The organism is Weizmannia acidilactici, from assembly GCF_008974225.1.
Taxonomy (GTDB): domain Bacteria; phylum Bacillota; class Bacilli; order Bacillales; family Bacillaceae_C; genus Weizmannia; species Weizmannia acidilactici.
In genome coordinates this window covers 1-24316 of record NZ_BKZR01000002.1, presented here as the reverse complement: position 1 = coordinate 24316, position 24316 = coordinate 1, and the positions used below count along the sequence as shown (strand labels likewise).

General features: G+C 47.8%; 19 protein-coding genes, 1 pseudogene and 1 other annotated feature. Of the genes and pseudogenes, 3 read left to right on the top strand and 17 right to left on the bottom strand.

Translation table 11 applies throughout. The features are described from left to right. Window positions 1-37: 37 nt before the first annotated feature. Together GBH70_RS00880 and GBH70_RS00875 are read right to left on the bottom strand one after the other, a co-directional pair. Window positions 38-1345: a bifunctional folylpolyglutamate synthase/dihydrofolate synthase gene (locus GBH70_RS00880; RefSeq protein WP_151679258.1), complete on the bottom strand. Its 1308-nt coding sequence runs from the start codon at window positions 1343-1345 to the stop codon at window positions 38-40. 83 nt (window positions 1346-1428) lie between these two features. Further along, on the bottom strand, window positions 1429-4074 hold the full coding sequence (locus GBH70_RS00875) for a valine--tRNA ligase (RefSeq protein WP_151679257.1): 2646 nt from the start codon (window positions 4072-4074) through the stop codon (window positions 1429-1431). 122 nt (window positions 4075-4196) lie between these two features. Then, window positions 4197-4426: a binding site (T-box leader), on the bottom strand. A gap of 165 nt (window positions 4427-4591) precedes the next feature. Between GBH70_RS00875 and GBH70_RS00870 the strand changes: the two genes are divergently transcribed. Continuing rightward, window positions 4592-4783 (top strand): YszA family small membrane protein, encoded by a 192-nt coding sequence (locus tag GBH70_RS00870; protein ID WP_151679256.1) that lies wholly within the window; start codon window positions 4592-4594, stop codon window positions 4781-4783. Between the two features lie 27 nt (window positions 4784-4810). On the opposite strand, the gene ysxE is transcribed toward GBH70_RS00870, so the two are convergent. The 8 genes from ysxE to hemA all read right to left on the bottom strand — a co-directional run bounded on the left by ysxE (window position 4811) and on the right by hemA (window position 13572). Next, complete coding sequence (ysxE, locus tag GBH70_RS00865) at window positions 4811-5824, bottom strand: spore coat protein YsxE (protein ID WP_253693317.1); 1014 nt, start codon at window positions 5822-5824, stop codon at window positions 4811-4813. A gap of 56 nt (window positions 5825-5880) precedes the next feature. Then, complete coding sequence (locus tag GBH70_RS00860; RefSeq protein WP_151679255.1) at window positions 5881-7230, bottom strand: LysM peptidoglycan-binding domain-containing protein; 1350 nt, start codon at window positions 7228-7230, stop codon at window positions 5881-5883. Between the two features lie 140 nt (window positions 7231-7370). Next, window positions 7371-8660, bottom strand: coding sequence for a glutamate-1-semialdehyde 2,1-aminomutase (gene hemL, locus GBH70_RS00855; RefSeq protein ID WP_151679254.1), 1290 nt, complete (start codon window positions 8658-8660; stop codon window positions 7371-7373). A 23-nt stretch (window positions 8661-8683) separates the two neighbouring features. Then, complete coding sequence (gene hemB, locus GBH70_RS00850; protein ID WP_151679253.1) at window positions 8684-9661, bottom strand: porphobilinogen synthase; 978 nt, start codon at window positions 9659-9661, stop codon at window positions 8684-8686. 11 nt (window positions 9662-9672) lie between these two features. Then, complete coding sequence (locus GBH70_RS00845) at window positions 9673-10455, bottom strand: uroporphyrinogen-III synthase (protein WP_151679252.1); 783 nt, start codon at window positions 10453-10455, stop codon at window positions 9673-9675. Next, entirely contained in the window at window positions 10452-11384 is a 933-nt protein-coding gene (hemC, locus tag GBH70_RS00840; protein WP_151679251.1) for a hydroxymethylbilane synthase, read from the bottom strand. The genes GBH70_RS00845 and hemC overlap by 4 nt, the downstream gene beginning before the upstream one ends. Before the next feature lie 13 nt (window positions 11385-11397). Beyond that, window positions 11398-12225 carry a cytochrome c biogenesis protein gene (locus GBH70_RS00835; protein WP_151679250.1) on the bottom strand — a complete coding sequence of 276 codons (828 nt, stop codon included), beginning with the start codon at window positions 12223-12225 and terminating at the stop codon, window positions 11398-11400. A 15-nt stretch (window positions 12226-12240) separates the two neighbouring features. Then, complete coding sequence (hemA, locus tag GBH70_RS00830) at window positions 12241-13572, bottom strand: glutamyl-tRNA reductase (protein WP_151679249.1); 1332 nt, start codon at window positions 13570-13572, stop codon at window positions 12241-12243. Window positions 13573-13764: 192 nt separating this feature from the next. On the opposite strand from hemA, the gene GBH70_RS00825 reads away from it, so the two are divergent. Further along, the gene (locus GBH70_RS00825; RefSeq protein ID WP_151679248.1) at window positions 13765-14259 is read left to right on the top strand and encodes a LiaI-LiaF-like domain-containing protein; all 495 of its coding nucleotides are present in this window, start codon (window positions 13765-13767) and stop codon (window positions 14257-14259) included. Window positions 14260-14326: 67 nt separating this feature from the next. Here the strand turns inward: GBH70_RS00825 and yihA are convergent, their stop codons facing one another. The 7 genes from yihA to GBH70_RS00790 form a co-directional block, all read right to left on the bottom strand. Continuing rightward, entirely contained in the window at window positions 14327-14920 is a 594-nt protein-coding gene (yihA, locus tag GBH70_RS00820) for a ribosome biogenesis GTP-binding protein YihA/YsxC (RefSeq protein WP_151679247.1), read from the bottom strand. Then, a complete protein-coding gene (lon, locus tag GBH70_RS00815; protein WP_151679246.1) occupies window positions 14917-17241 on the bottom strand; it encodes an endopeptidase La in 2325 nt (774 codons plus the stop codon). The genes yihA and lon overlap by 4 nt, the downstream gene beginning before the upstream one ends. Window positions 17242-17282: 41 nt before the next feature. Beyond that, window positions 17283-18920 (bottom strand): ATP-dependent protease LonB, encoded by a 1638-nt coding sequence (gene lonB / locus GBH70_RS00810; RefSeq protein WP_151679245.1) that lies wholly within the window; start codon window positions 18918-18920, stop codon window positions 17283-17285. Between the two features lie 343 nt (window positions 18921-19263). Then, complete coding sequence (gene clpX, locus GBH70_RS00805; protein WP_151679244.1) at window positions 19264-20532, bottom strand: ATP-dependent protease ATP-binding subunit ClpX; 1269 nt, start codon at window positions 20530-20532, stop codon at window positions 19264-19266. 312 nt (window positions 20533-20844) lie between these two features. After that, window positions 20845-22131, bottom strand: a complete 1287-nt coding sequence (gene tig, locus GBH70_RS00800; RefSeq protein WP_151679243.1) for a trigger factor — start codon at window positions 22129-22131, stop codon at window positions 20845-20847. 162 nt (window positions 22132-22293) lie between these two features. Further along, entirely contained in the window at window positions 22294-23286 is a 993-nt protein-coding gene (locus GBH70_RS00795) for a tetratricopeptide repeat protein (RefSeq protein WP_151679242.1), read from the bottom strand. Window positions 23287-23444: 158 nt separating this feature from the next. Beyond that, on the bottom strand, window positions 23445-23891 hold the full coding sequence (locus tag GBH70_RS00790) for a YndM family protein (RefSeq protein WP_151679241.1): 447 nt from the start codon (window positions 23889-23891) through the stop codon (window positions 23445-23447). Between the two features lie 166 nt (window positions 23892-24057). Between GBH70_RS00790 and GBH70_RS00785 the strand changes: the two are divergent. Then, window positions 24058-24316, top strand: a pseudogene (locus tag GBH70_RS00785) (hypothetical protein); the annotation flags it as partial.

The window sequence follows — 24316 nt, the reverse complement described above, 5'->3', positions numbered from 1 at the left end:
ACCATTTAGCCCTGCCCGCTTCCCGCTGTCTGGACGCTCAAGCGTAATATTCAAGAATATATTTCCGTACCTGTGAAATAAAATACAAGGATCCGGTAATGACCAAAGCTTCATCCGTGCCGCATATTTCCGCCATTGTGCCCGAGATCGCCTCTTTCCAATCTTCCATACACGTTTTATTCCGGTGATGGCTTATATTATATAATGCTTTTGCCGGAATCGCCCTTGGAAAATCAAAAGTTGTAAATAAAATTTGGTCGGCTTTATGGTCAAGCTTCGGGATCATGTGCTCCAGATCTTTATCGCCGAGCGCTGAAAAAATAATCCGGATTTTTTTCCCACGCAAATGTGTTTCCATCGTTTCAATTAAGCTGTCAATGCCTTCCGGGTTGTGCGCGCCGTCAACGATCACGATTGGATCGGAAAGCAGCTGCTCAAAACGGCCGATCCACTTGCTTTCCATTAATCCTTTTTCCAAATCACACTGCCCGATTGCGAACTGATGGGCGTGCTTTAACAGTTCGGCCCCCATCACCGCAAGCGACGCATTGTAAACTTGATGGCGCCCTTTCATCGAAATCGATAAGTGTTTGTACGAGCCGTACGGGGAAGTAAAATTGAAATGTTCGCCGGACGCATCGCCACCTGTATAAGCAAAAGAGAAATCCTGCCCGGCTCGGAACAGCGATGCCCCTTCTTTTTCCGCTTTTTCTTCAATCACCTTCAGTGCTTCCGGCAGCACGGCTGTTGTGGCAACCGGAACCCCCGGCTTGATGATGCCAGCTTTTTCATATGCGATTTCTGCTATCGTATTGCCGAGTACATTCATATGGTCATGGCCGATATTTGTAATCAGGCTGGCAAGCGGCGTGATCACATTTGTCGAATCGAACCTACCGCCGAGCCCGACTTCGTATATCACAATATCAACCGGATGGATGTCGGCAAAATAATAAAGCGACATCGCCGTAATCACTTCAAACTCTGTCGGCGGACCAAATTCCGTTTTCTCCAGCTCCTCCGTTAACGGCCGGATATGGTTGACAAGCCGCACGAGATCCGCATCCGCTACCGGAGCGCCGTTGACGCTGATCCTTTCGTTGAACTGTTCAATATAGGGGGAAGTAAACGTCCCGACTTTGAAGCCTGCCTGCTGCAAAATATTACGCAGGTAAGTAACCGTTGACCCTTTCCCGTTCGTGCCAGCGACATGGACGGTTTTCACTCTCCGCTCCGGGTGATTCATTTGTTCCATAAACCACTGCATCCTTTCAAGGCCCGGCTTCATTCCGAATTTCAAACGGGATTCGATCCAGCTGACCGCTTCTTCATATGTTCCAAACATGATGTCCAAACCTCCTGATATGTAAGGAAGACGAATCCACGATGAGATTCGCCTTCAAAACAGCCCTTCCTGATTCGCTGGCATTATTGGTTTTGCAGTTCTTTGATGCGTGCTTCCACAACGCTCCGTTTTTCGAGATAATCTTTTTCTTTTGCCCTTTCTTCAGCAATGATTTTTTCCGGCGCTTTTTTCAAGAATCCTTCATTGCTGAGTTTTTTCTGCACACGTTCGACTTCTTTGTTCCATTTCTCCAGCTCTTTTTTGAGCCGTGCCATTTCTTCCTCAAAGTTGATCAGGCCTTCAAGCGGCAGGAACAGTTCTACCCCCGAAACTACCGCAGTCATCGCTTTATCCGGCGCTTCAAGGTCAAGCCCCATTTTCAGCTCATCCGGGTTGCAGAAGCGGGTAATGTACGCTTCATTCCGTTCCAACGCCGCCAGCACTTTTTCATCTTTCGCTTTCAAATGCAGCTTGATTTTTTTGCTTAGCGGCGTGTTCACTTCCGAACGGATGTTCCGTACCGAACGGATGATTTCAACAAGCAGCTTCATTTCCTCACTCGCTTCCGGATCACTTAGCGCTTCGTTGACGGTCGGCCAGGCCGCCGTTGTGATCGATTCCCCTTCATGCGGCAGGTTTTGCCAAATTTCCTCGGTAATAAACGGCATGAACGGATGCAAGAGCCGCATCGTATTGTCAAGCACATAAGCGAGGATTGAGCGGGTCGTTTTTTTTGCCGCTTCCTCATCGCCGTACAGCGGCAGTTTCGCCATTTCAATGTACCAGTCGCAGAAATCGTCCCAAATGAAGTTGTAAAGCACCCTTCCGACTTCGCCAAATTCATATTTATCAGCAAGCTTCGTAACCGTTTCGATCGTTTCATTCAGCCTTGTTAAAATCCATTTGTCGGCCACCGATTTTTCGCCAGACAGATCAATTTCCTCAAATTTCAGCCCGTTCATGTTCATGAGTGCAAAACGGGATGCATTCCAAATTTTATTGGCAAAATTCCAAACCGATTCGACTTTTTCATAGCTGAAACGCAAATCCTGCCCCGGGGAGCTGCCTGTTGCAAGGAAGTATCGCAAAGAGTCAGCACCGTATTGGTCGATGACATCCATCGGGTCAACACCGTTGCCAAGCGACTTGCTCATTTTCCGGCCCTGCTCGTCGCGCACGAGTCCGTGGATGAGCACGTCTTTGAACGGGCGTTTCCCGGTGAATTCTAGCCCTTGGAAAATCATCCTCGATACCCAGAAGAAAATGATGTCATAGCCGGTAACAAGCGCGTCCGTCGGATAATAGCGCTGATAGTCTTTCGCATTTTTAACCGGCCAGCCCATCGTCGAGAACGGCCAGAGCGCGGAACTGAACCATGTGTCCAAAACATCCGGATCCTGTTCCCAGTTTTCGATGTCTTTCGGTGGTTCCACATCTACGTAAACTTCGCCGGTTTCTTTATGGTACCAGGCCGGAATCCGGTGACCCCACCAAAGCTGGCGCGAAATACACCAGTCGCGGATATTTTCCATCCAGTGCAAATATGTTTTTTCGAATCGTTCCGGCACAAAATGCACTTTGCCTTCCGACTGCTGCAGTTTAATGGCGGCTTCGGCGAGCGGCTGCATTTTGACAAACCATTGCGTCGATAAATACGGTTCGACTACCGCGCCGCTCCGCTCGGAATGGCCGACCGAATGCATATGGTCTTCGATTTTAACCAATACGCCGAGTTCTTTTAAATCCCGGACAATCTGTTTACGGCATTCGAAACGGTCCATGCCTTCGTATTTCCCGGCATTTTCGTTCATCGTGCCGTCTTCGTTCATGATAAGAATGCGCGGCAGATGATGGCGGTTGCCGACTTCGAAATCGTTCGGGTCATGGGCAGGCGTAATTTTTACCGCGCCGGTCCCGAATTCCATATCGACATATTCATCGGCAATGATCGGGATTTTGCGCCCGACAATCGGCAGAGTAATCGTTTTGCCTATCAAATGCTGGTAACGTTCATCTTTCGGGTGAACCGCCACCGCAGTATCGCCGAGCATCGTTTCCGGCCGTGTTGTCGCAATCTCAATAGTGCCGGAACCGTCGCTTAACGGGTAAGCGAAATGGTAAAAAGCGCCCGGTACATCTTTGTAAACCACTTCAATATCGGATAACGCCGTTTTCGTTTCCGGATCCCAGTTGATAATGTATTCGCCGCGGTAAATCAAGCCTTTTTTGTAAAGCGAAACGAACACTTCCTTAACAGCTTTGGATAAGCCTTCATCCAGGGTGAATCGTTCACGCGAGTAGTCAAGGCCTAGGCCGAGCTTTGCCCACTGTTTGCGGATAAAAGCAGCGTATTCTTCTTTCCATTTCCACGTTTCTTCCACGAATTTTTCGCGTCCAAGATCGTATCGGGACTTGCCTTCACTGCGCAGTTTCGCTTCAACTTTCGCCTGCGTGGCAATCCCGGCGTGGTCCATGCCCGGCAGCCAGAGCACATCATAGCCCTGCATCCGTTTCATTCTCGTTAATATATCCTGTAAAGTCGTGTCCCAGGCGTGGCCCAAATGGAGTTTCCCGGTCACGTTCGGTGGCGGGATCACGATTGTGTACGGCTGCTTATCCGGAGCATCTTTCGCTTCGAAAAATTTCCCGTTCACCCACCATTCATAACGTCCTTTTTCAACAGCTTTCGGATCATATTTTGTCGGCATGCTGATTTCCTGCTGTCCCATTCAAATCATTCCTTTCTTGTCTGGTTAGGGAAGACTTTATTCATCCCACACGCCCATCATGCAGCCCGGACATTTTGCGGCGGCCGCATAAGCCCCCTGAAAAGCAAAAGCTCCCTTCGCCGTAAAAGGACGAAGGGAGCTAGTTTCGCGGTACCACCTTTTTTCACGGGCAAAAAAATTCGCCCGGCACTCGGGGTCGATAACGGCACTTCGCCGGCTTTTGCTACTCAAAGTTCACAAAAGCTACTCTTGGGCGACCTTCTAACCGGTTTGCACATAGGAAATCTTTCAGCAAATGATTTCCCTCTCTAAATGGAAACGCGGTTATACTCTTCCCATTCCTTGTATTTCCGCTTTAGAAATTGGCTTTATTTAATAGTATCGATTTTTTTGGAAATCGTCAATATAATTGCCCAATTTCATGGAAAATATTCATGTTGGCAAGGATTCATATGTATTCACCTATCCGGCCGGTTTTTCATACATTATCCATAATCGAAGGATAGGTGGTGAGCCGATGAAAAAGAATTTTAATAAATATACTTTCCGCTCGTGGGGACGGAATGCCATAAACGCCTGCAAACAGCTGATTCTTCCGTTTGCCGTCTTCCAGGCCATCCGCACAATCATTTTCCCGACCACGTTTGATGTCCTTCTCCTCGCCATTTTTATTCTCATTTATCTCGGTTTTCAGTATGAATGGTTTTAATGGCCTGCCCCGCTTTTGGATACAGTTTTAAGCGGGGGCAGCCCCCTGTGATAGCTGCATGACGACATATTCCGTATTTTTCAAAAGCCAGTACTTTTCCTGCAGTTTCGCGACAGTTTTTGCTTCATGGCGGTTTGCCCCGTCCGCAAAATAAGATTCGACAATTTGGATGATCGGCGCGGGATGGGCAAGGTAGCTGAAAAATAAACATTTCTCGTCTTCGCGCAGCGGAAAATAGCTGAAATACGTCTTTACCCATTCGACGCATTCGTCAAAACGTTTCGGATAAGCATGGAGCGTCCGCGACAAAAAAGGGAGCAAATCATAAAAAGGCGCCGCCGTTTCGGCCTGTTCAAAGTTGGCGAAATAGCCCAAACCGCGTTCGTCGTAAAGGAAATGCTCCGTTGATATTTTCCCGTGTACAGTAACCGTCCTTGCCTTTGCCGCTTCTTTCGTTTGGTCATACCATTCTTCCAGCTGCCGTACCGAAAATTTGAGCGCCTGGCTGATTTCTTTATAGAACGTGCAGTACAGCAATGCAAACGGGGACATATAGGTTTGTTCCTCACACCGTTCCAGAAATTCCTCCAAAAAATCCTGCTGCTGTTCCCAGCGAGCAAGCGTTTCCTCATAATGTTTTCGGCGCGTGTCTTTTGAAATTTCCACTTCCTTAACGGATAAGCCGTGCAGGCGCGCCAATTCCCGGAACATTTTTTTATGCTTTTCGCCGCGTTCTTCCTTTTCTTCATTGGGGAGCCACGGCATCAAATAAAAGAGCGTTCCGTTGTACAGCACGCCATAGCGGCCGTCCAAAGCCGGATAAACCGGGATAATCCGGTTGTACCCCCGCTGGTACAGGAACTGGATATGGCGGATGAACCCCATCCCGGTTTGAGGAGGAATCTTTTTCAAGGCAAAAACGCCCTGGTCGGCATAAATTTTATAAGCTTTTCCGTACCGCTCCATGAAATTCGCCTTCAGCCCATACAGCTGCATGATATTTTTCATATCCTGCTGCGAAAGGTCAGCCAACAATCTCACCTTCTTAAACAGCGGAAGCGTTCTGCCCCGCAATTGGAAGAACCCCGGAGTCCGCTTTAGTTTTTCTTTTCGGGACGGGCATTGGCGGGAACGTATAACACCTGCCCTTCATGCACATCCTGGTTAATATCCAAATGGTTCATCCGCAAAATTTGCTGTACATTGATATTATATTTTTGAGCAAGCTGATCCAGCGTTTCTCCGTTCTGCACAATGCATACTTTTAACTTGGCCGGTTTTTCCTCCGCTTTGCGCGCGAAAAAGTCGGTGAGTGAAATCGATTCGTATTTTGATTTCTTCTTCTTTTTCTTTTTGGCCACTTCCTCCTTTTCTTCCGATTCTTCTTCCTCTGCTTCCGCATGCTCAATGGCAGATGAAGACGATTCTTCCGCTGCCGGTTCCATTGAGTGCGCTGCCTCTTCTGATTCCGATTCTGTTGAAGACGAAGATGATTCTCCCCGGATCAGTTCTTCCTCTGCCGTTTCAGCTGAAGACGAAGATAATTCTTCCCGGGCCGGTTCTTCCCCTGCCGATTCCGCCTGGCTTAGTACAAGTTCCTGTTCTTCCCGGCCCGTTGCCACTTCTTCTTTCTCCGGCAGCTCTACCGGATCAAGCAAATTCAGTTCCTTTAAAACGGGCTCTTGCTGGACAACGGGGGCGGTTTCTTCTTCCGGATCCATATGCGCCTCTATCATAAAAGGTTCATAAAGATCCGATTCGGCGGCGCCGTCTTCCTCTGCTTCCTCCCTTTCCGATGCCTCTTCTACGGGGACTACTTCATAACTTTCTGCGCTTTCTTCTTCCTGCAAGTTTTCCGGTTCACGCTTAAAAGTTATTTCACTTTCTTTCTCCTTTTCCTCTTCTTCCTGCCAATACTGCCATTCCGGCTGCGCGAAGACATCCTCCTCTTTTTCTGCAAATCCATCAGCAAATCCCTCTTCAGTACGGGCAGGATAAGAAGCGGTTTCCTCTTCATCTTCCTCTTCTCGTTCAAGGATGCCTTCAATTGCCAAATCTGCATTAATTTTCAAACAATCCGTCCCGTGAAATTGGTAATCAAATCCCTCAATATTCACATCAAGCACATCTAAACTGGCGATTCTTGCAATCGGGACCGTGATGTCCACCGGAAACGACTGGTAAAATTCGAATACCCCGTCCTCTTCCCGGTATTGCACCGTCTGCACATATTTTCGGAATAGGACATCTTCCCCCTCTTCTTTCCCGTTGCCGATATACTCCCCCGACAAATGCAGATTGCCTTTGATGACGACGAACTGGTCGCGTTCCTGGATGGTAATATGGGGATCCAATGATATCGATAAAAGTTCTTCAACTTCCTGTCCTTTTTTAAACCAAATCAATTCTTCTAAAGAAAATCGTATCGAAGATTGATTTTGCGGCAAATTGGGTTCCTCCCTTCGATTCCTCCATAACCGTCTTGCAATATGTCATTTACACTGTATGAAAGAAAAAGGAAAATTATGATTGTAAAAAAACCGGCAAATCCAAGACTTTGGATTTGCCGGTTTCTGGAAACGGAGATCTACCCGCGGATCGCCTTAAATGTTTTTTCCACCGCTTCAATAGTGCGGTCGATGTCTTCATCCGAATGCGCCGCGGAAAGGAAGATCCCTTCAAACTGGGAAGGCGGCAAAAAGACGCCGTTTTCTGCCATGCCGCGGTAATATTTTGCAAACAAATCAAGATCTGATGTTCTTGCCGTTTCAAAGTTATACACTTCTTCATTTGTAAAAAAGACGCCGATCATGGAACCTGCACGATTGAATGTATGCGGAATTTCATATTTCAATGCAGCCTCATGGAAACCCGCTTCAAGCCGGTCCGCCTTGCGGATGAATTCCTTATAGGTTTCAGGCGTCAATTGCCGCAATGTTTCATAGCCCGCCGTCATCGCAAGCGGGTTCCCGGAAAGCGTTCCAGCCTGGTAAACAGGACCTGTCGGGGCGATTTTTTCCATAATGTCCGCCCTGCCGCCGAACGCACCGACCGGGAGACCGCCGCCGATGACTTTTCCAAGGCATGTCAAATCTGGCGTGACATCAAAATACCCTTGCGCGCAGTTGTAATCCACACGGAAGCCGGTCATCACTTCATCAAAAATCAAAAGGGCGCCGTATTCCTTTGTTACTTCACGCAGACCTTTCAAAAAGCCCTTTTTCGGCGGAACAACGCCCATATTGCCGGCAACCGGCTCGACAATGACGCATGCGATGTCTTCGCCGTATTGTTCGAATGCCGCCCGAACAGCTTCCAGGTCGTTATAGGCGACCGCAATCGTATTTTGCGCGATGCCGAGCGGGACGCCCGGGCTGTCCGGCAGACCCAATGTCGCAACACCCGATCCCGCTTTGATCAAAAGCGAGTCGCCGTGGCCGTGGTAACTGCCCTCGAATTTTAAAATTTTATTGCGCCCCGTATATCCCCTTGCCAGACGCAGCGCACTCATCGTCGCTTCCGTACCGGATGACACCATGCGGACGATTTCAATAGACGGCACGCGTTCCTTCACAAGCGCTGCCAGCTTATTTTCCATCAGGGTTGGCGTACCGAAACTCGTCCCTTTTTCAGCCGTTTTTTTCAATGCATCCACAACCCGGTCATTTGCATGGCCAAGGATGAGCGGCCCCCACGACAAAACGTAATCGATATATTCGTTTCCGTCAATATCGTAAATTTTCGAGCCCTTGCCATAGTCCATAAAAATCGGGTTCATGCCAACCGCTTTAAATGCGCGCACAGGGCTATTGACCCCGCCCGGCATCAATGTGACCGCTTCTTTATATGCTTCGATTGATTTTTCATAAGAGCGCATGCTTTAACCTCCAATCATTCGGCTTATTCCGCCAGCCAGCGGGCAATGTCCAATGCAAAATAAGTAATAATGAGATCGCAGCCGGCACGTTTCATGCTTGTGATCATTTCCAGGACGACCGCTTTTTCGTCAATCCATCCGTTCAGCGCAGCGCCTTTCACCATGGAATATTCCCCGCTGACATTATACCCGACGACCGGCAGGCGGAATTCATTGCGGACATCGCGGACAATGTCCAGATAGGAGAGGGTCGGCTTCACGATCAGGAAATCTGCGCCTTCTTCCACATCGGACTGGGCTTCGCGCAATGCTTCGAGGCGGTTGGCCGGGTCCATCTGGTACGTTTTCCGGTCCCCGAATGCAGGCGCGCTGTCTGCAGCTTCACGGAACGGCCCGTAAAAAGCGGAAGCATATTTGACTGCATAGCTCATGATCGGCACATCTTCATATCCTGCTTCATCCAGGCCTTTTCGGATCGCGGCGACAAACCCGTCCATCATATTGGACGGCGCGATGATATCGGCTCCGGCTTTTGCCTGGCTGACCGCCGTTTTTGCCAAGAGGTCAAGGCTCGGATCGTTTAAAATTTTTCCGCCTTCGACGACCCCGCAGTGGCCGTGGTCAGTGTATTCGCACAGACATGTATCTGCGATGACAATGATATCCGGATAATTTTTCTTAATCAAACGGATGGCTTCCTGGACGATCCCGTGGTCATGGTAAGCTTCCGAACCGGTAGCATCTTTATGAGCCGGAACACCGAACAAAATAACGGACTTAATGCCGAGGGACACGACTTCATCCATGACTTCGTGCAGGCGGTCCAATGACCAATGGTACGCGCCCGGCATCGATGAAATTTCATTTTTAATATTTTCGCCTTCCACCGCAAAAATCGGATAAATCAAATCATTTACCGTAATATTTGTTTCGCGCACCATTGCCCGCATATTTGCACTTTGGCGAAGCCTCCGGTGGCGTGCAAATTGTAAATCTGACATGTTTTTTCCTCCTAAACTCTCGTAACATATTGGCATAATGCAGAAAGCATCGCCGGCATCGTATATTCATCCGGGCTGACCTGCACCGTAAAACCAGCTTCTTCGACCGCGCTTTTCGTCACGGGCCCGATCGCAGCCATTTTGATCCTTTGGGCAGCGTGGTCAATGCCTGAAGCATCAATCACCGCTTTAAAATGGCGGAAAGCGGACGGGCTTGCAAAAAGCGCAAAATCAATATTTTCCCACTTCAGCACCTCAAGAAGCTTCTCCCTGCTTTCCGGCGGCAGATAAGTCTCGTAAACGATCCATTCATCTACTATTATACCGCTTTTCTTGAGCGAATCTGCAATTTCGGAACTTGCCAAATTTCCTTTTGGGAGCAGCACGCGCTTTAAGGAATGCCCGCTGCTTAAAAACGCGGCAGCAAAGTCTTTCGCAGTATACTTTGAAGGTGTAAAAGATGCTTTCAATCCGCATTTGTCCATATAAGCGGCTGTCTTTTTCCCGACAGCCGCCCAGTTTATGTACAGGCGGTCACATGAAATGCCGGATTTGCTGCATTGCTCCAAAAAGTATTGGACGCCGTTTTTGCTCGTAAACACCGCCCAGTCGTATTCCGGCAGCTTCTTTAAATATTCGTGCGCATTCGGGTCTTCGTAAGCGCGGAAAGCGATCATCGGGACGACAAAGGCTTTTCCCCCGAGCGCTTCAATTTGTGCAGCCAGCCTTTCGCCTTCTTTTCCGCCCCTTGTAATGAGAATCCTTTTTCCGCTCAAAGGGCCGTTCGTGTTCATGATTCTTCAAGCTCCGTTTTCACACGCTCAATTAATGCCTTTGCACCCCGCCTGCTTAAAATTTCCGCCGCCTGCTCCCCGGCTGTAACCGGGTCGCCGGCCGTGACAGTCTCTTTGTAAACTGTTTTTCCGTCAGGGGACGCAACAAGTGCAGTAAGGGAAATGCCGCCTTCCGTTTTCTTGGCCAGCCCCGCAATCGGCACTTGGCATCCGCCTTCCATCTTATCAAGGAATACACGCTCGGCCCGAACCGTTTCTTCCGTCTCTTCGCTGTTCAATTTTGCCAGCGCATCAAGCAGCTCTTTGTCATCGGCGCGGCACTCCACCGCCAAAGCCCCCTGCCCGATTGCAGGCAGGCAAGTTTCCGGCTCAAGGAATTCAGTGACAACATCACTGCTCCAGCCCATCCGTTTTAAGCCTGCTGCGGCAAGAATAATCGCATCATAATCTCCGTTTTTTAATTTTTCAAGCCTTGTGTCGATGTTGCCGCGGATCCATTTGATTTCAATGTCGTTTCTTGCAGCAAGCAGCTGGGCGCCGCGGCGCAGGCTGCTTGTCCCCACTTTCGCACCTTTGGGCAGATCAGCAAATTTTACACCATTTTTTGAAACAAAAGCGTCCCGGTAATCTTCGCGCTCCGGTATACAGCCGACCACAAGCCCGTCCGGCAGCACAGCCGGCACATCTTTCATGCTATGTACAGCCATATCAATTTCTTTTTTCAGCATGGCTTCTTCAATTTCTTTGACAAAAAGGCCCTTTCCACCGACTTTCGATAGCGTGACATCAAGCACTTTATCGCCTTTTGTCACGATTTCTCTGATTTCGAAGCGGAAAGGGAGCCCGAGCCGCTCAAGCTGCGCCACCACCCATTTTGTCTGCGTCAGGGCAAGCTTACTCCGGCGTGACCCTACCACAATTGTTCTCATCCAGCGATGCCTCCTAAAAATACAAATGAAAATCCGATAATCCCGTGATGAGGAAAAAGTTAATCAATACGATCAAAAAAGCCGCAGTATTCCAGTAAGCGAGCTTTTTCCCGAAAATGCGGCGGCTTTCCCCGGCGTACAAAAGAATACTGTAAACGATCAGTACGGCAAATGAACCGACAATTTTCGGATCAAACCAATGGATGCCCGGGAGTTTTAAATAAGCCCATTGCAGCCCTAATATTAGCCCGAGCAAAAGCATCGGCACCGCGATTGCATTCATCATTTTCGCCAGTTTCTCCAGTTTCGGAAGATCCTGCAGCCGCCATAAACGGTGCCCCCACTTTTTTTCTTTCAGCCACTTATATTGTAATAAATACAACACGGAAAAAACAAAAGATAAGGAAAAAAGCACATAGGAGATAATGGCCATCGTAATATGCATCAACAAAAGCTCCGACACCATCCTCTCCCCCGTGCCCGACGCCACCTGTTCAGGAGCAAAGGCATGGACCGTCATGACAAAAAATCCGATCACGTTCGTAAAAAATACTGTAAAATCGATGCGAAGCAGGCGGTTCAAGGCCAGTGACAGTGATAACAGCACCCATGCATAAAAATAAAGCCCTTCCGACAATGTCAACACCGGAAACCGGCCGGTGTGGGCCACGTACAACCATAAAAAGACGGTTTGCAGTGCCCAGACAATCGAAAGGAAGCGGAAGGCGATGTGATTGGCCTTCCGGTTTTGATGGAGAAAATCCAAAAAATATAATAAAATGCTGGCTGCATAGAGCAGAATCATACCTTCATGCAGCCTTGCCATCCAAACGGCATACATTGCAGGCTGCTCCGGTTAATTAGAAAAGGAAGGGCGGAAAGCTTGCTGCATTGGTTTTTCGGGCGAAGCATCCGCTGTTTCCTTTTCTTCCAGGTTAAAGATTTTTTTGAACAGTTCGAGGTTCCGTGCCGCATCAGGCCCACCCGCCATTTCTTTCGCCTGCAGGATCGGGTCTTTCAGCATTTGGTTAATGATGCTCTTCGTATGTTTGCTGATCAACTTCCGTTCGCGCTCCGATAAATCCGGCAGTTTCCGTTCAATGCTTTTCATCGTTTCCGCCTGGATGGTGAGCGCTTTTTCGCGGAGCGCTGTTATAATTGGCACGACACCCAGCATATTCACCCATTCATTAAAGGCTACAACAGTATCTGAGATCATGCCCATAATCTGCCGGGCGGCTTTTTCCCGTTCTTTTAAGTTCGCCTCGACAATGCCTTCCAAATCGTCGATGTCGTACAGAAAGACCGATTCAAGCCGGCCTGCCTGCGGGTCAATATCGCGCGGCACGGCAATATCAACCAAAAGGAGCGGGCGGCCGTTCCGTTTCATTTCCGCACTTCTCAGCATTTCTGCGGTAAGAACATAATCTTTTGCCGAAGTGGACGTAATGACTATATCAGCAGAGACAAGCTCCGTATCGAGGGCGGACAATCCAAACGCTTTGCCGTGGAAACGTTGGGCAAGTTTTTCCGCTTTTTCGTACGTGCGGTTGATAACCGTAATATTGGTTGCGCCGCTCCCAAGGATGTTTTCAGCGGCAAGTTCACCCATTTTTCCTGCGCCGATGATCAAAACCTGCTTATCGGACATGCTGCCAAAAATTTTTTTTGCGAGCTCCACAGCCGCATAGCTCACCGAAACGGCATTGGAAGCAATTTCGGTTTCGGTGTGCGCTTTTTTTGCAAGTGTTACCGCATCTTTAAATAAACGGTTAAAGATCGTCCCCGTTGTTTTCGACTGCTGAGCAAGTAGAAAGCTGTCCCTTACCTGCCCGAGGATCTGCGTTTCGCCGAGCACCATCGAATCAAGCCCGCAGATCACTTTGCACAAATGTTCGATGGCTTCATTGTCTTCGTAAACAAACAAATAAGGTGCAAATTCTTCTTTTTCTATTTGGAACCATTGTGAAAGAAAATCTTTTATATAATAACGGCCGGTATGCGCCTGGTCTGCTACTGCGTATATTTCCGTACGGTTGCAGGTTGAAACGATGACATTTTCCAAGATGCTTTTCTTCTTCTGCAGCGCGAGCATGGCCTCCGCCAGATCCGCTTCATAGAAAGAGAGGCGTTCGCGGATTTCTACAGGCGCTGATTTATAATTTAAGCCGACTGTAAGTATTCTCATTTCTACCCTTAGGCACCCCCAATTTCATTCTAGCGAAATGCATAGGATTCACGTTCGGTCTATGGTATCATTAGAAAAGATAAACACGATTTTTTCCCTTTTTACATAGGAAAAACGTCTGCCCACTTGTAAAATTATCAGAAATAAGCCTTGATATCAAGCAACTAGATTTAAGGAAAGAAGTGTGGTCCATTGAAGAGCCGTAAAATTTTTCCCGCCATTATTTTGATCGGATTTGGTTTGTATTTTTATTTGCAACGCTTTGATATTAGCGGATTGAAAGATTTTTTTACATGGCCGACTTTGCTGATCATTGTCGGGCTTGCCTTTTTGGGCGAAGGGTACTGGGGCCGTGACGGCGAATCGATTTTGCCGGGCGTCATTTTGGTCGGGTTCGGCCTCCAATTCCATCTGGCCGGAAAAATCTCCATCTGGCCGGACAATATCGGCGTCTTTATTTTGGTAATCGCCCTCGGCTTTTTGCTGCGCTCCCAAAAAACCGGCGACGGCATTTTTTACGGGCTGCTGTTTCTTACCCTTTCCATCGTGCTGTTGTTTTCCAATAAAGTGATGGGCTGGTTCGGGCTAGTGGAAAACAATGTTTCCTCGCTTGTTAATTTTTGGCCCGCCGTGCTTGTTGTGATCGGCATTTACCTTTTGTTTGTGAAAAAAAGAGGCAGGCGCTAGCCTATACAAAAATATATGCAGCGGATGGTGTAAAAAGCCCGGCCCGGAAAAATCCGGAGCCGGGCTTTTATTCGGGCCGGTCCATTCTTTTCATTAAGGAAGCCCAGACTTTGTCTTTGCCTTCCCCTGTTTCGGATGAAAATAAAATGATTTCGTCCTCTTTTTCCATTTCCAATGTTTCCCTGGCCGTTTTTAAGTGGCTTGCCCATTTTCCTTTCGGGATTTTATCGGCTTTCGTCGCAACAACAAGGCAAGGCACCTTGTAATATTTTAAAAAATCGTACATCATGCGGTCGGCTTTCGTCGGGGGATGCCTGAGGTCGACAATTAAAATGACCGCTTTGAGCTGCTTTCTTGTCGTGATATACGTTTCGATCATATTTCCCCATTTTTCCCGCTCTTTTTTCGAAACTTTAGCAAATCCATAACCCGGAACATCAACAAAATATAAGCTGTTTTCGATTTTATAAAAATTGAGCGTCTGCGTCTTCCCCGGCTTTGAAGATGTGCGGGCCAATGCTTTACGGTTGATCATTTTATTGATAAAAGAAGATTTTCCCACATTTGACCGGCCCGCAAGCGCGAATTCCGGCAAATGTCCATCCGGATACTGTTCCTGCCGCACCGCGCTGATGACAAGTTCTGCCTCGTTTACTTTCATTGTTCCTCACCCACTATGGCGATTTTGATCACTTCATCCATATGCGTGACGGGATAAAACGCCAATTCCCCGCGCACGCTTTCCGGAATGTCATCCAAATCTTTTTCGTTTTCTTTCGGGATAATAATTTTTTTCAGCCCCGCCCTGTGCGCGCCGAGCGATTTTTCTTTCAGGCCGCCGATCGGCAAAACCCGTCCGCGCAGCGTAATTTCCCCGGTCATCCCGACTTCTTTATGGACGGCATGTTTCGTGAGCGCAGAAATCAGCGCTGTCGCGATCGTAATGCCGGCTGATGGCCCGTCCTTCGGCACTGCGCCTTCCGGGACATGAATATGGATATCGTATTTTTCATGGAAATCGTCCGGAAGCCCGAGCTCCTCCGCTTTTGAACGCACAAAGCTGAAGGCAGTCTGGGCCGATTCTTTCATGACATCCCCGAGTTTTCCGGTCAGCATAAGCTTTCCTTTCCCCGGGGAAAGCGAAACTTCGATCTGCAGCGTATCCCCGCCAGCCGCTGTGTACGCAAGCCCGGTTGCCACACCGATCTGGTCTTCCATTTCCGCCTGCCCATAATGGAAAATCGGTTTGCCGAGGAAGTCTTCCAAATTTTTGGCCGTGACCGTCACCCGTTTTCTTTTGCCGGACACGATCATTTTCGCCGTTTTCCTGCATATTGCCGCAAGTTTCCGTTCAAGACTGCGGACCCCCGCCTCGCGTGTATAGCGGCGCACAATCAGCTGGAGCGCATCCGCATTTACACGCAACTGGTTGCGGTTCAGGCCGTTTTCCTTAATTTGTTTCGGCAGCAGATGGTTTTTCGCGATTTCGATTTTTTCCATTTCCGTATAGCCCGAAATTGAAATGATTTCCATCCGGTCGCGCAACGGCCCCGGGATCGTAGATAAATCATTGGCAGTGGCGATAAACATTACTTTGGATAAATCATATGGTTCTTCAATATAATGGTCGCTGAATGAATGGTTCTGCTCCGGGTCGAGCACCTCCAGCAATGCTGACGACGGGTCGCCGCGGAAGTCGCTGGACATTTTATCGATTTCATCCAGCAAAAAAACCGGATTGATGGTGCCGGCTTTTTTCATCCCCTGGATCATCCGCCCCGGCATCGCGCCAACATATGTCCTGCGGTGGCCGCGGATTTCCGACTCATCCTTCACGCCGCCGAGCGAAACACGGACAAATTTCCGGCCTAAAGACTTCGCAATCGACCGCGCAAGGCTTGTTTTCCCGACCCCCGGAGGCCCTGCAAGACAAAGGATCGGCCCTTTCATAGACTGGGTGATCTGCTGCACCGCCAAATATTCCAAAACGCGTTCCTTCACTTTTTCGAGGCCGTAATGGTCTTCATTCAAAATTTTCTCGGCCTTGGCTATATCAAGGTCATCGACCGTGGCATTCGACCATGGCAGGGAAATAAGCCAATCCAGATAATTGCGGATCACTCCGCTTTCAGAAGAAGTTGCCGATATTTTTTCGTAACGATCCAGTTCTTTAAAAGCCATATTTGCCACATGCTCGGGCATATTGGCATTTAATATTTTCTCGCGCAGTTCATGCACTTCCGCCGTTTTACCTTCCTTATCGCCCAGTTCTTTTTGGATGGCTTTCATTTGTTCGCGCAAGTAATATTCTTTTTGTGTTCTTTCCATTGATTTTTTTACCTGCTTGCTGATCGCTCTTTCAAGGCTCAGAATTTCCTGCTCATTTTTAATCAGCTCGATCAATTTCCGCATTCTTTGTTTTACATCAATGGTTTCAAGAATTTCCTGTTTTTGCGGGAGGCGGAGCGGCAGGTGGGAAGCGATGATATCGGCGGCCTTGCCCCCATCTTCCATATCCGAAACAGTTGCGAACGTCTCGTTCGAAATTTTTTTCGATTGGTTAATATATTGGCTGAAAAGATCGAGCATCGTCCGCATGAGCGCTTCCGTTTCCGCGTCAGGCTCAAAATTTTTATCAAACGTCTCAATAAAGACGGAATAATAGGTTCCGGTATCTTGGAACTTTACAATCTTCGCGCGTCGCATGCCTTCGACAAGCACACGGATCGTCCCGTTCTGCAGTTTCATCATTTGGTTTACTTTTGTAAGCGTTCCGACTTGATACAGGTCTTCCTGCTTCGGTTCTTCGATGGAAACATCTTTTTGGGTCGTCATGAAAATTTCACTGCTGTTCATCATGGCTTTTTCGAGAGCCTGGACAGAGTAGTCCCTTCCGACGTCCAAATGCAAAACCATCGACGGATACACCAGTATGCCCCTTAAAGGAAGCAAAGGAACCGTGTATTCGGATTGTGTTTTCATAAAAGCACCCCTATCTTTTTTCTGCAGGGGGGCCGGTCCTTTTATCCCCCTATCAGAGCGTTGTCATTAAAATGTTTGATAAGCGCGATACCCAGTACTTCTTCCAGTTGATGAACGGGAACAACGGAAATCCCGCCAATTTCCTTTAAGGATGCCTGCATGTTTTCGGCAGGGATGATCACGGTTTTGGCCCCGGCCTGTTTTGCCGCTTTCACTTTCGCAAAAATGCCGTCAACCGGTTTGACATGGCCGTGGATACTGATTTCCCCCGTCATGGCAACTGTATGGTCGGCAGGAATTTTATAAATAGCGGAATAAATGCCGCAAGCCATCGCGATCCCGGCGGAAGGGCCGTCAACCGGAATGCCGCCCGGAAAATTGACATGGATATCATACTGGTCGGCCGGAACGCCCATCATCCTTAATACGGTAATAACATTTTCAACCGAACCTCTTGCCATGCTTTTTCTGCGTACAGACTTCCCCTCGCCGCCGATGCTTTCTTCTTCCACAATCCCGGTAATGTTAATGGTCCCTTTTTCCTTTGCCGGAATCGCCGCCACTTCAATCTCCAAAAGCATGCCGGTGTTCGGCCCGGACACTGCCAGCCCGTTTACGAGCCCGACTGTCGGCTTGTCGGCTACCGTTTTTTCATAGCGGGGCGACAACTGGCTGGAGCGGATCACCCATTCCAAATCTTCGTCCAGAATAAAGTCCCGTTCCGCCTGGATGGAAAGCCCGACGGCAATTTGCACCATGTTGACGGCTTCTCTTCCGTTCCGGGCATATTGAGATAATATGTCCAAGCCGTACTCGCTGATGGATATATTCATTTTATCGGCTGCTTTTTTGGCAACTTGAGCGATTTCATCCCGGCCAAGTTCGCGGAAAAACACTTCCATGCAGCGCGAACGGATAGCAGGCGGGATTTCGTTCGGTGTTCTTGTCGTTGCCCCGATCAGGCGGAAATCAGCAGGAAGCCCGTTTTGGAAAATATCATGGATATGGTTTGGAATATCACGGTTTTCAGAGCTGTAATACGCGCTTTCCAGATAAACTTTCCTGTCTTCCAATACTTTCAATAATTTATTCATTTGGATCGGGTGCAATTCCCCGATTTCATCAATAAATAAAACACCACCATGCGCATGGGTGACCGCCCCCTGTTTCGGCTGCGGGATGCCTGCCTGGCCCATGGCGCCAGCCCCCTGATAAATCGGGTCATGGACGGAACCGATTAACGGGTCCGCAATTCCCCTTTCGTCAAAGCGGGCCGTTGTCGCGTCGAGTTCGACAAAAACAGAATCTTTTTTAAAAGGGGATTTCGGGTTTTTTTTCGCTTCTTCCAAAACGAGACGCGCTGCCGCCGTTTTTCCGACGCCGGGCGGCCCGTAGATGATGACATGTTGCGGATTCGGCCCGCAAAGCGCAGCCCGAAGCGCTTTTATACCGTCTTCCTGGCCCACAATATCGCTGAACTGCGTCGGGCGCACGCGTTCAGACAGCGGCTCCGACAGGGAAATTCCCCTTAACTTCCGCAATTGTTCCATCTCTTTTTTAGACTCACGGTCAATTGTAATTTTTTGTGTCTTTTGGCCTTTTAACAAGTTCAAAAAATATAACCCGATAATCACCCCAAAAAATAATTGGATCAGCAAAGCAATCCCGGTCCAACTCATCCTGTTCCCTCCAAGCGTTTCAGCCGAAAGCCGTCATTCGGCCCATTTTCCATACTTGTAGTATCCCCGGCCTCTGGAGGGAATAAACGTGGCTTTGAAAAATTGGGAACTTACAGGAAGAAAAAAAGAGGCAAGCAAATTGCTGCCCCCATTTTTAAAATTCGAATTTGGCCGAATGTCCATTGCATCTACGCTATCCAGCTTGTCCAGCTGGGCGTCCAATCTGCCAGCGAACTTTTTGGCCTCTTCCCCGATAAGCGGCATCCGCTCATCGTGTTTCCTTTATCCCGTTCGGGGTCCTCAAAGTCCGTGCGCCAACAAGCACCGTCTCCGCTTTTCGGATTTAAGCCGACTTTGTTTGGTCGCTGCCTTCAACCACGGTGCCGTCTTTCATGATGAGTCTCGGGAACTCTTTATTTAAGACGGATTCTTTTGTGACAACGCATTTTACAATATCTTCGCGGGACGGCAGGTCAAACATCACATCGAGCATGATGCCTTCGATAATGGAACGCAGGCCGCGCGCGCCCGTTTTCCTTTCGATTGCCTTTTTTGCGATTTCTTTGAGCGCATCCTGTTCAAACTCGAGTTCCACATGGTCGAGTTCGAGCATTTTTTTATACTGCTTGACCAATGCGTTTTTCGGCTCGGTCAAAATCCGGATCAACGCTTCTTCGTCCAATTGTTCCAAAGTTGCAATGACAGGAAGGCGGCCGATAAACTCCGGAATCAGCCCGAATTGGAGCAGGTCTTCCGGCAGCACGTGTTTCAAAAGCGTTTTTTCATCCAAGTCATCATGCTCCAAGTCGGTGCCGAAGCCGATTACTTTTTTCCCAAGGCGGCGTTTAATGATTTGGTCGATTCCGTCAAACGCACCGCCGCAAATGAAAAGGATATTGGTTGTATCAATTTGGATAAATTCCTGGTGCGGGTGTTTGCGCCCTCCTTGAGGCGGCACGCTTGCCACAGTGCCTTCAAGAATTTTGAGCAGCGCCTGCTGCACGCCTTCACCGGAAACATCACGCGTAATCGACGGATTTTCCGATTTGCGGGCGATTTTATCGATTTCATCAATGTAGATAATGCCCTTCTCAGCTTTTTCCACATCATAATCGGCTGCTTGGATCAGTTTCAACAAGATATTTTCCACATCTTCCCCGACATAGCCGGCTTCCGTCAATGATGTGGCATCAGCGATCGCAAACGGGACATTCAAAATCCGTGCCAGCGTTTGCGCAAGCAATGTTTTTCCGCTTCCGGTCGGCCCTATTAGGCAGATATTGCTTTTTGCCAGTTCCACTTCATCAATCTTACTGTTGGAATTGATCCGTTTGTAATGGTTGTAAACGGCAACGGCAAGTGCTTTTTTCGCATCTTCCTGGCCGATGACATACTCCGCCAAAATTTCGCGGATTTCTTGCGGTTTCGGTATGTCTTTGAACTCAACTTCTTCTTCCGTACCAAATTCCTCTTCGACAATTTCCGTGCACAGCTCGATGCACTCATCACATATATAGACGCCAGGACCAGCGACTAATTTGCGCACTTGGTCCTGCGATTTCCCACAGAAAGAACATTTTAACTGCTGCTTTTCATCGCTGAATTTAAACATTCCATTCACCCCTTAGTTTTAACTAAATGAATTGACAGCACCCGCGGAATAACGGGCTCCGCTTCATGCTCCCGCTCACCATAACGCTAACCCCACACAATCAATATGTATAAGGATTGTAACACAAAACCATGACGGCAGGAAATAAACTGCTTATCTCATTTTCATACTTATGTAAAAATCCTACCTACTCCAGATTTTCCCCAAAACCTGATGAATATTCTTCTCTATGTATGATTTTTGGCTGCGACCTGCCCAAAGTTTAGAAAACAAGACACGAACCTGCGTCGTGCCTTGCATTTCTATATTATATTATGCAACAGTTTTGCTGTTTTGTACAAGAAAATCGATCGCTTTGCGCGCTTTCAGATCGGCTTTGATGCCTTCCACAGAACCAAGGGCGCGTTTGATGTCTTCAACGGACATGCCGTACATTTCGGACATGCGTTTCAATTCTTCTTCCACTTCTTCGTCGGACGCCTCGAGGTTTTCCGCATTGGCGATTGCTTCAAGTGTTAAATTGTAGCGCACTCGTTTTTCGGCATCTTCTTTCATCTGCCCGCGCAGCGCTGCTTCGTCCTGACCGGAGAATTGGTAATAAAGCTGTAAATTCAAACCCTGTGCAGCCAAGTTTTGTTCAAACTCCTGCAGCATACGGTTTACTTCAGTTTCGATCATTGCCTCAGGAATATCCATTTCCGCATTTTCGGCGGCTTTTTCTACAACCGCGTCTTCCACCGCATGTTTCGCCGCATGTTCTTTCGATTCCTTCAGGTCTTTTTTGATCTTTTCTTTCAATGCATCCAAAGTTTCCACTTCATCGTCGGCATCCTGCGCGAACTCGTCATTCAGTTCAGGCAGGTGTTTTGCCTTAATTTCATGGACTTTTACTTTGAAAGTTGCAGGTTTCCCGGCAAGTTCGGCCGCATGGTATTCTTCAGGGAATGTAACATTGATTTCTTTTTCATCTCCTGTCTTTGCGCCGACCAACTGCTCTTCAAAGCCAGGGATAAAGCTGCCGGAACCGAGCTCAAGCGAATAATTTTCGGCAGAGCCGCCTTCAAATGCTTCGCCATCAACAAAGCCTTCAAAGTCGATGACAACCGTATCGCCCATTTCCAATTCGCCGTCTTCTTTGACAACAAGTTCAGCAAGGCGTTCCTGCATTTTTTTCAGTTCGTTTTCCACGTCTTCATCTGTTACTTCCGTATCCGGTTTTTCCACTTCCAAGCCTTTATATTCGCCGAGTTTCACTTCCGGTTTGACAGTAACGGTAGCTTTGAAAATGAGAGATTTTCCTTTTTCCATTTGTTCGATGTCAATGCTTGGTGTGTCAACCGGTTCAATGCCCGTTTCGTCGACAGCTTTTGCATATTCTGCTGGCACAAGCATATCAAGTGCGTCCTGATAAAGGGATTCTACGCCGAAACGTTTTTCAAAAATGGCACGCGGCACTTTCCCTTTACGGAAACCCGGTACATTGATTCTTTTTACAATTTTTTTGAAGGCTTTGTCCAGGCTTTCATCAACAGCTGCAGCGTCTACTTCAACTGTAAGGATGCCCTGGTTCCTTTCAGTTTTTTCCCATTTTGCTGACATACCTTTCCCTCCAACAATCTATAAATAATAATGTAAACATAATAAATAGACAGGCCATGTAAAAGGTTTCCTGATCTATTGCTTTTTTCCAACTTCCGTTTGAAAAAAGACAGTATACAACCATTTAATTATAACATAGGTTTTTTGTCTTTCAATAATGAGCTACAGATTCGGCAAAGAAATTTCTTCGAGGCTTTCAAGATAGCGGACGGCATCCGCAAGCTCTTCGGGATTAACCGAGTAATACATGGCAATTTTTTCGTTGCATTCATCCTGCCCGTAAATCTTTAGGCCCATACTGTAGTAAGCCGCCGTCCATAGGCCCGTATCAAGCGGCTCGGGTTCAAACGGATACAGCAAAAAGAAATGCCGGTCCACCATTGTCTTAATATGGGCATACAACGTCGGATTTTTTTGTTCGACATCCCTTGAAAGGCGGGTGATTAAAAGATTGTACAGCTGCGTTTCAAATATCGGCAGAAGTTCTGCGGGATTCACCGTATCGTGCCGGTTGAGTTTTTGAATTTCAAAAGTATCGGATATGCCCTGTTCTTTTAACACGTTAATGAGAAGCGTCTGGATAAACGGATGCTCGTCCGGATTCCGGATAAAACCGCGGATTTCCCCAATATACGGGCGGATGTTTTCATGTACAAGCCGGGACACCCGCAAAATCTGCTCCTGCAGATCATCCGATTCAAAGAGTTTTTGCCCCTTTTGGTCCGGATCAAGTTCCGGTTTGGGCAACTGCACCCGCTTTTCGCTAAACGCCAGCAGCTTTTCATAATGGTCCAGCTTCTCAAGAGGCGCCTCTTTTTCTTCAAGGAGGGCGCTGATCGTACGTACAATTTCTTCATGTTCGCCGAGCTGCACAAGAATCATCAGGAATAAATCCATGACTTCAAAATAATTGCCGATCCCTTCGTGCAGCATTTGCCTGCCCTGTTCTTTTGCCCCTTCATAATCACCTGATTGGTAAAGGGCGATCATCAAGGCGGTTCCGACATCCGCATCTTCCCGGTCAAGGGTTCGGGCCTGGCGAAGCAGCGCAGCAGCCTCTTTATACTCTTTTTGGCTGATGGATTCCAGCCCACGTTCAAGCAGGCGCTCTTTCAGCCGGGGAAACGGCACCACATTGCTTTTTTCGTTTTTCATTGTCCATTCCGCCTTTTTTATTATCGTCAATAGTGTAGCATGAACCTTTTTTTTTGCAAAGGCTTTGCGCGCGATCTTATCTTTCGGGCCCATTCTCCAATACGAAAAAAGCCGGTCACAGAAAGCAAAGAAATTCTGCTTCCGTTTCCGGCTTTAGCTTATTTCTTTTTAGGATTGAGATCGTGGATATTGTCTTCTTCTGCCATTTCCGTACCGTATGCAAAGCTTTGCCTATTCGCATGCACGCCTTTTCTCCCCCTGCTTTCCGCATCGTTCAGAAGATAACGGTGCACAAAAATTTCCGCGACTAAAATGATGAAGGCGGCAATGATGCTTCCCCAGGCAATCTGCATATAATTGTCCAGCACAACATTGCCAAAAATCCAGACGCTTGCATAAACAAGCAAAAAATCTACGGCAACGGCTTTCCAATTGCCTATGCGCGGCAAAAGCATCAACTCGCCGACAACATAGGAGACAATCGTTACTAGCAGACTGAACGAAAGAATATCCGTTATGGTCGCGTCGAAAAACAAATCGAGCGCCACAGCAAAGGCGACAATACATGTAATAAACTTTGCCAGCAAAACAATCGCATTCCGCATATAAATCCTCCCTTGTATGGGCAGTTTTAATGTTAGTGTGTCCAAATTTGGAGATATTGAAACATAGGAGGGGAATTGCAGTTATTTCTCTATATCAAAGATGAAAAAATCGACGATAAATCTCATTTCAGGAACCCTGCTTTCTGCCGGGGAAACAGTACTGGCAATGAACTTAAAACAAAATGCAATAAGAGATGCTGAAACACTTGAAGATACAAACATGAAAAACAGCACAAAGATAGACCAAATTGAAAGTGTCGATGCGGATAAAGTTCCGAAAGAAAAAGGGCTGACACAGCTTGATTCCACTTGTAGATCAGAATGGATAGCAAACGGCTTCCTGCACACACAAAGAAATGGAAGAGTTGGAAAAGGAAGGTCAGAATTCGTGATTGGCACTTTTTCTGTGAAAATAAATCTCCCCT

Bases quoted from the DNA above. Each gene is read 5' to 3' on its own strand.
- clpX (WP_151679244.1), bottom strand. From the start codon at position 20,532: ATGTTTAAATTCAGCGATGAAAAGCAGCAGTTAAAATGTTCTTTCTGT.
- hemB (WP_151679253.1), bottom strand. From the start codon at position 9,661: ATGTCAGATTTACAATTTGCACGCCACCGGAGGCTTCGCCAAAGTGCA.
- yihA (WP_151679247.1), bottom strand. From the start codon at position 14,920: ATGAAAGTAAACGAGGCAGAACTTGTCATCAGCGCGGTGCGGCAGGAA.
- lonB (WP_151679245.1), bottom strand. From the start codon at position 18,920: ATGAGTTGGACCGGGATTGCTTTGCTGATCCAATTATTTTTTGGGGTG.
- GBH70_RS00875 (WP_151679257.1), bottom strand. From the start codon at position 4,074: ATGGGACAGCAGGAAATCAGCATGCCGACAAAATATGATCCGAAAGCT.
- GBH70_RS00835 (WP_151679250.1), bottom strand. From the start codon at position 12,225: ATGTATGCCGTTTGGATGGCAAGGCTGCATGAAGGTATGATTCTGCTC.
- hemC (WP_151679251.1), bottom strand. From the start codon at position 11,384: ATGAGAACAATTGTGGTAGGGTCACGCCGGAGTAAGCTTGCCCTGACG.
- hemL (WP_151679254.1), bottom strand. From the start codon at position 8,660: ATGCGCTCTTATGAAAAATCAATCGAAGCATATAAAGAAGCGGTCACA.
- GBH70_RS00870 (WP_151679256.1), top strand. From the start codon at position 4,592: ATGAAAAAGAATTTTAATAAATATACTTTCCGCTCGTGGGGACGGAAT.
- GBH70_RS00790 (WP_151679241.1), bottom strand. From the start codon at position 23,891: ATGCGGAATGCGATTGTTTTGCTGGCAAAGTTTATTACATGTATTGTC.
- GBH70_RS00795 (WP_151679242.1), bottom strand. From the start codon at position 23,286: ATGAAAAACGAAAAAAGCAATGTGGTGCCGTTTCCCCGGCTGAAAGAG.
- GBH70_RS00880 (WP_151679258.1), bottom strand. From the start codon at position 1,345: ATGTTTGGAACATATGAAGAAGCGGTCAGCTGGATCGAATCCCGTTTG.
- lon (WP_151679246.1), bottom strand. From the start codon at position 17,241: ATGAAAACACAATCCGAATACACGGTTCCTTTGCTTCCTTTAAGGGGC.
- GBH70_RS00845 (WP_151679252.1), bottom strand. From the start codon at position 10,455: ATGAACACGAACGGCCCTTTGAGCGGAAAAAGGATTCTCATTACAAGG.
- hemA (WP_151679249.1), bottom strand. From the start codon at position 13,572: ATGAGAATACTTACAGTCGGCTTAAATTATAAATCAGCGCCTGTAGAA.
- tig (WP_151679243.1), bottom strand. From the start codon at position 22,131: ATGTCAGCAAAATGGGAAAAAACTGAAAGGAACCAGGGCATCCTTACA.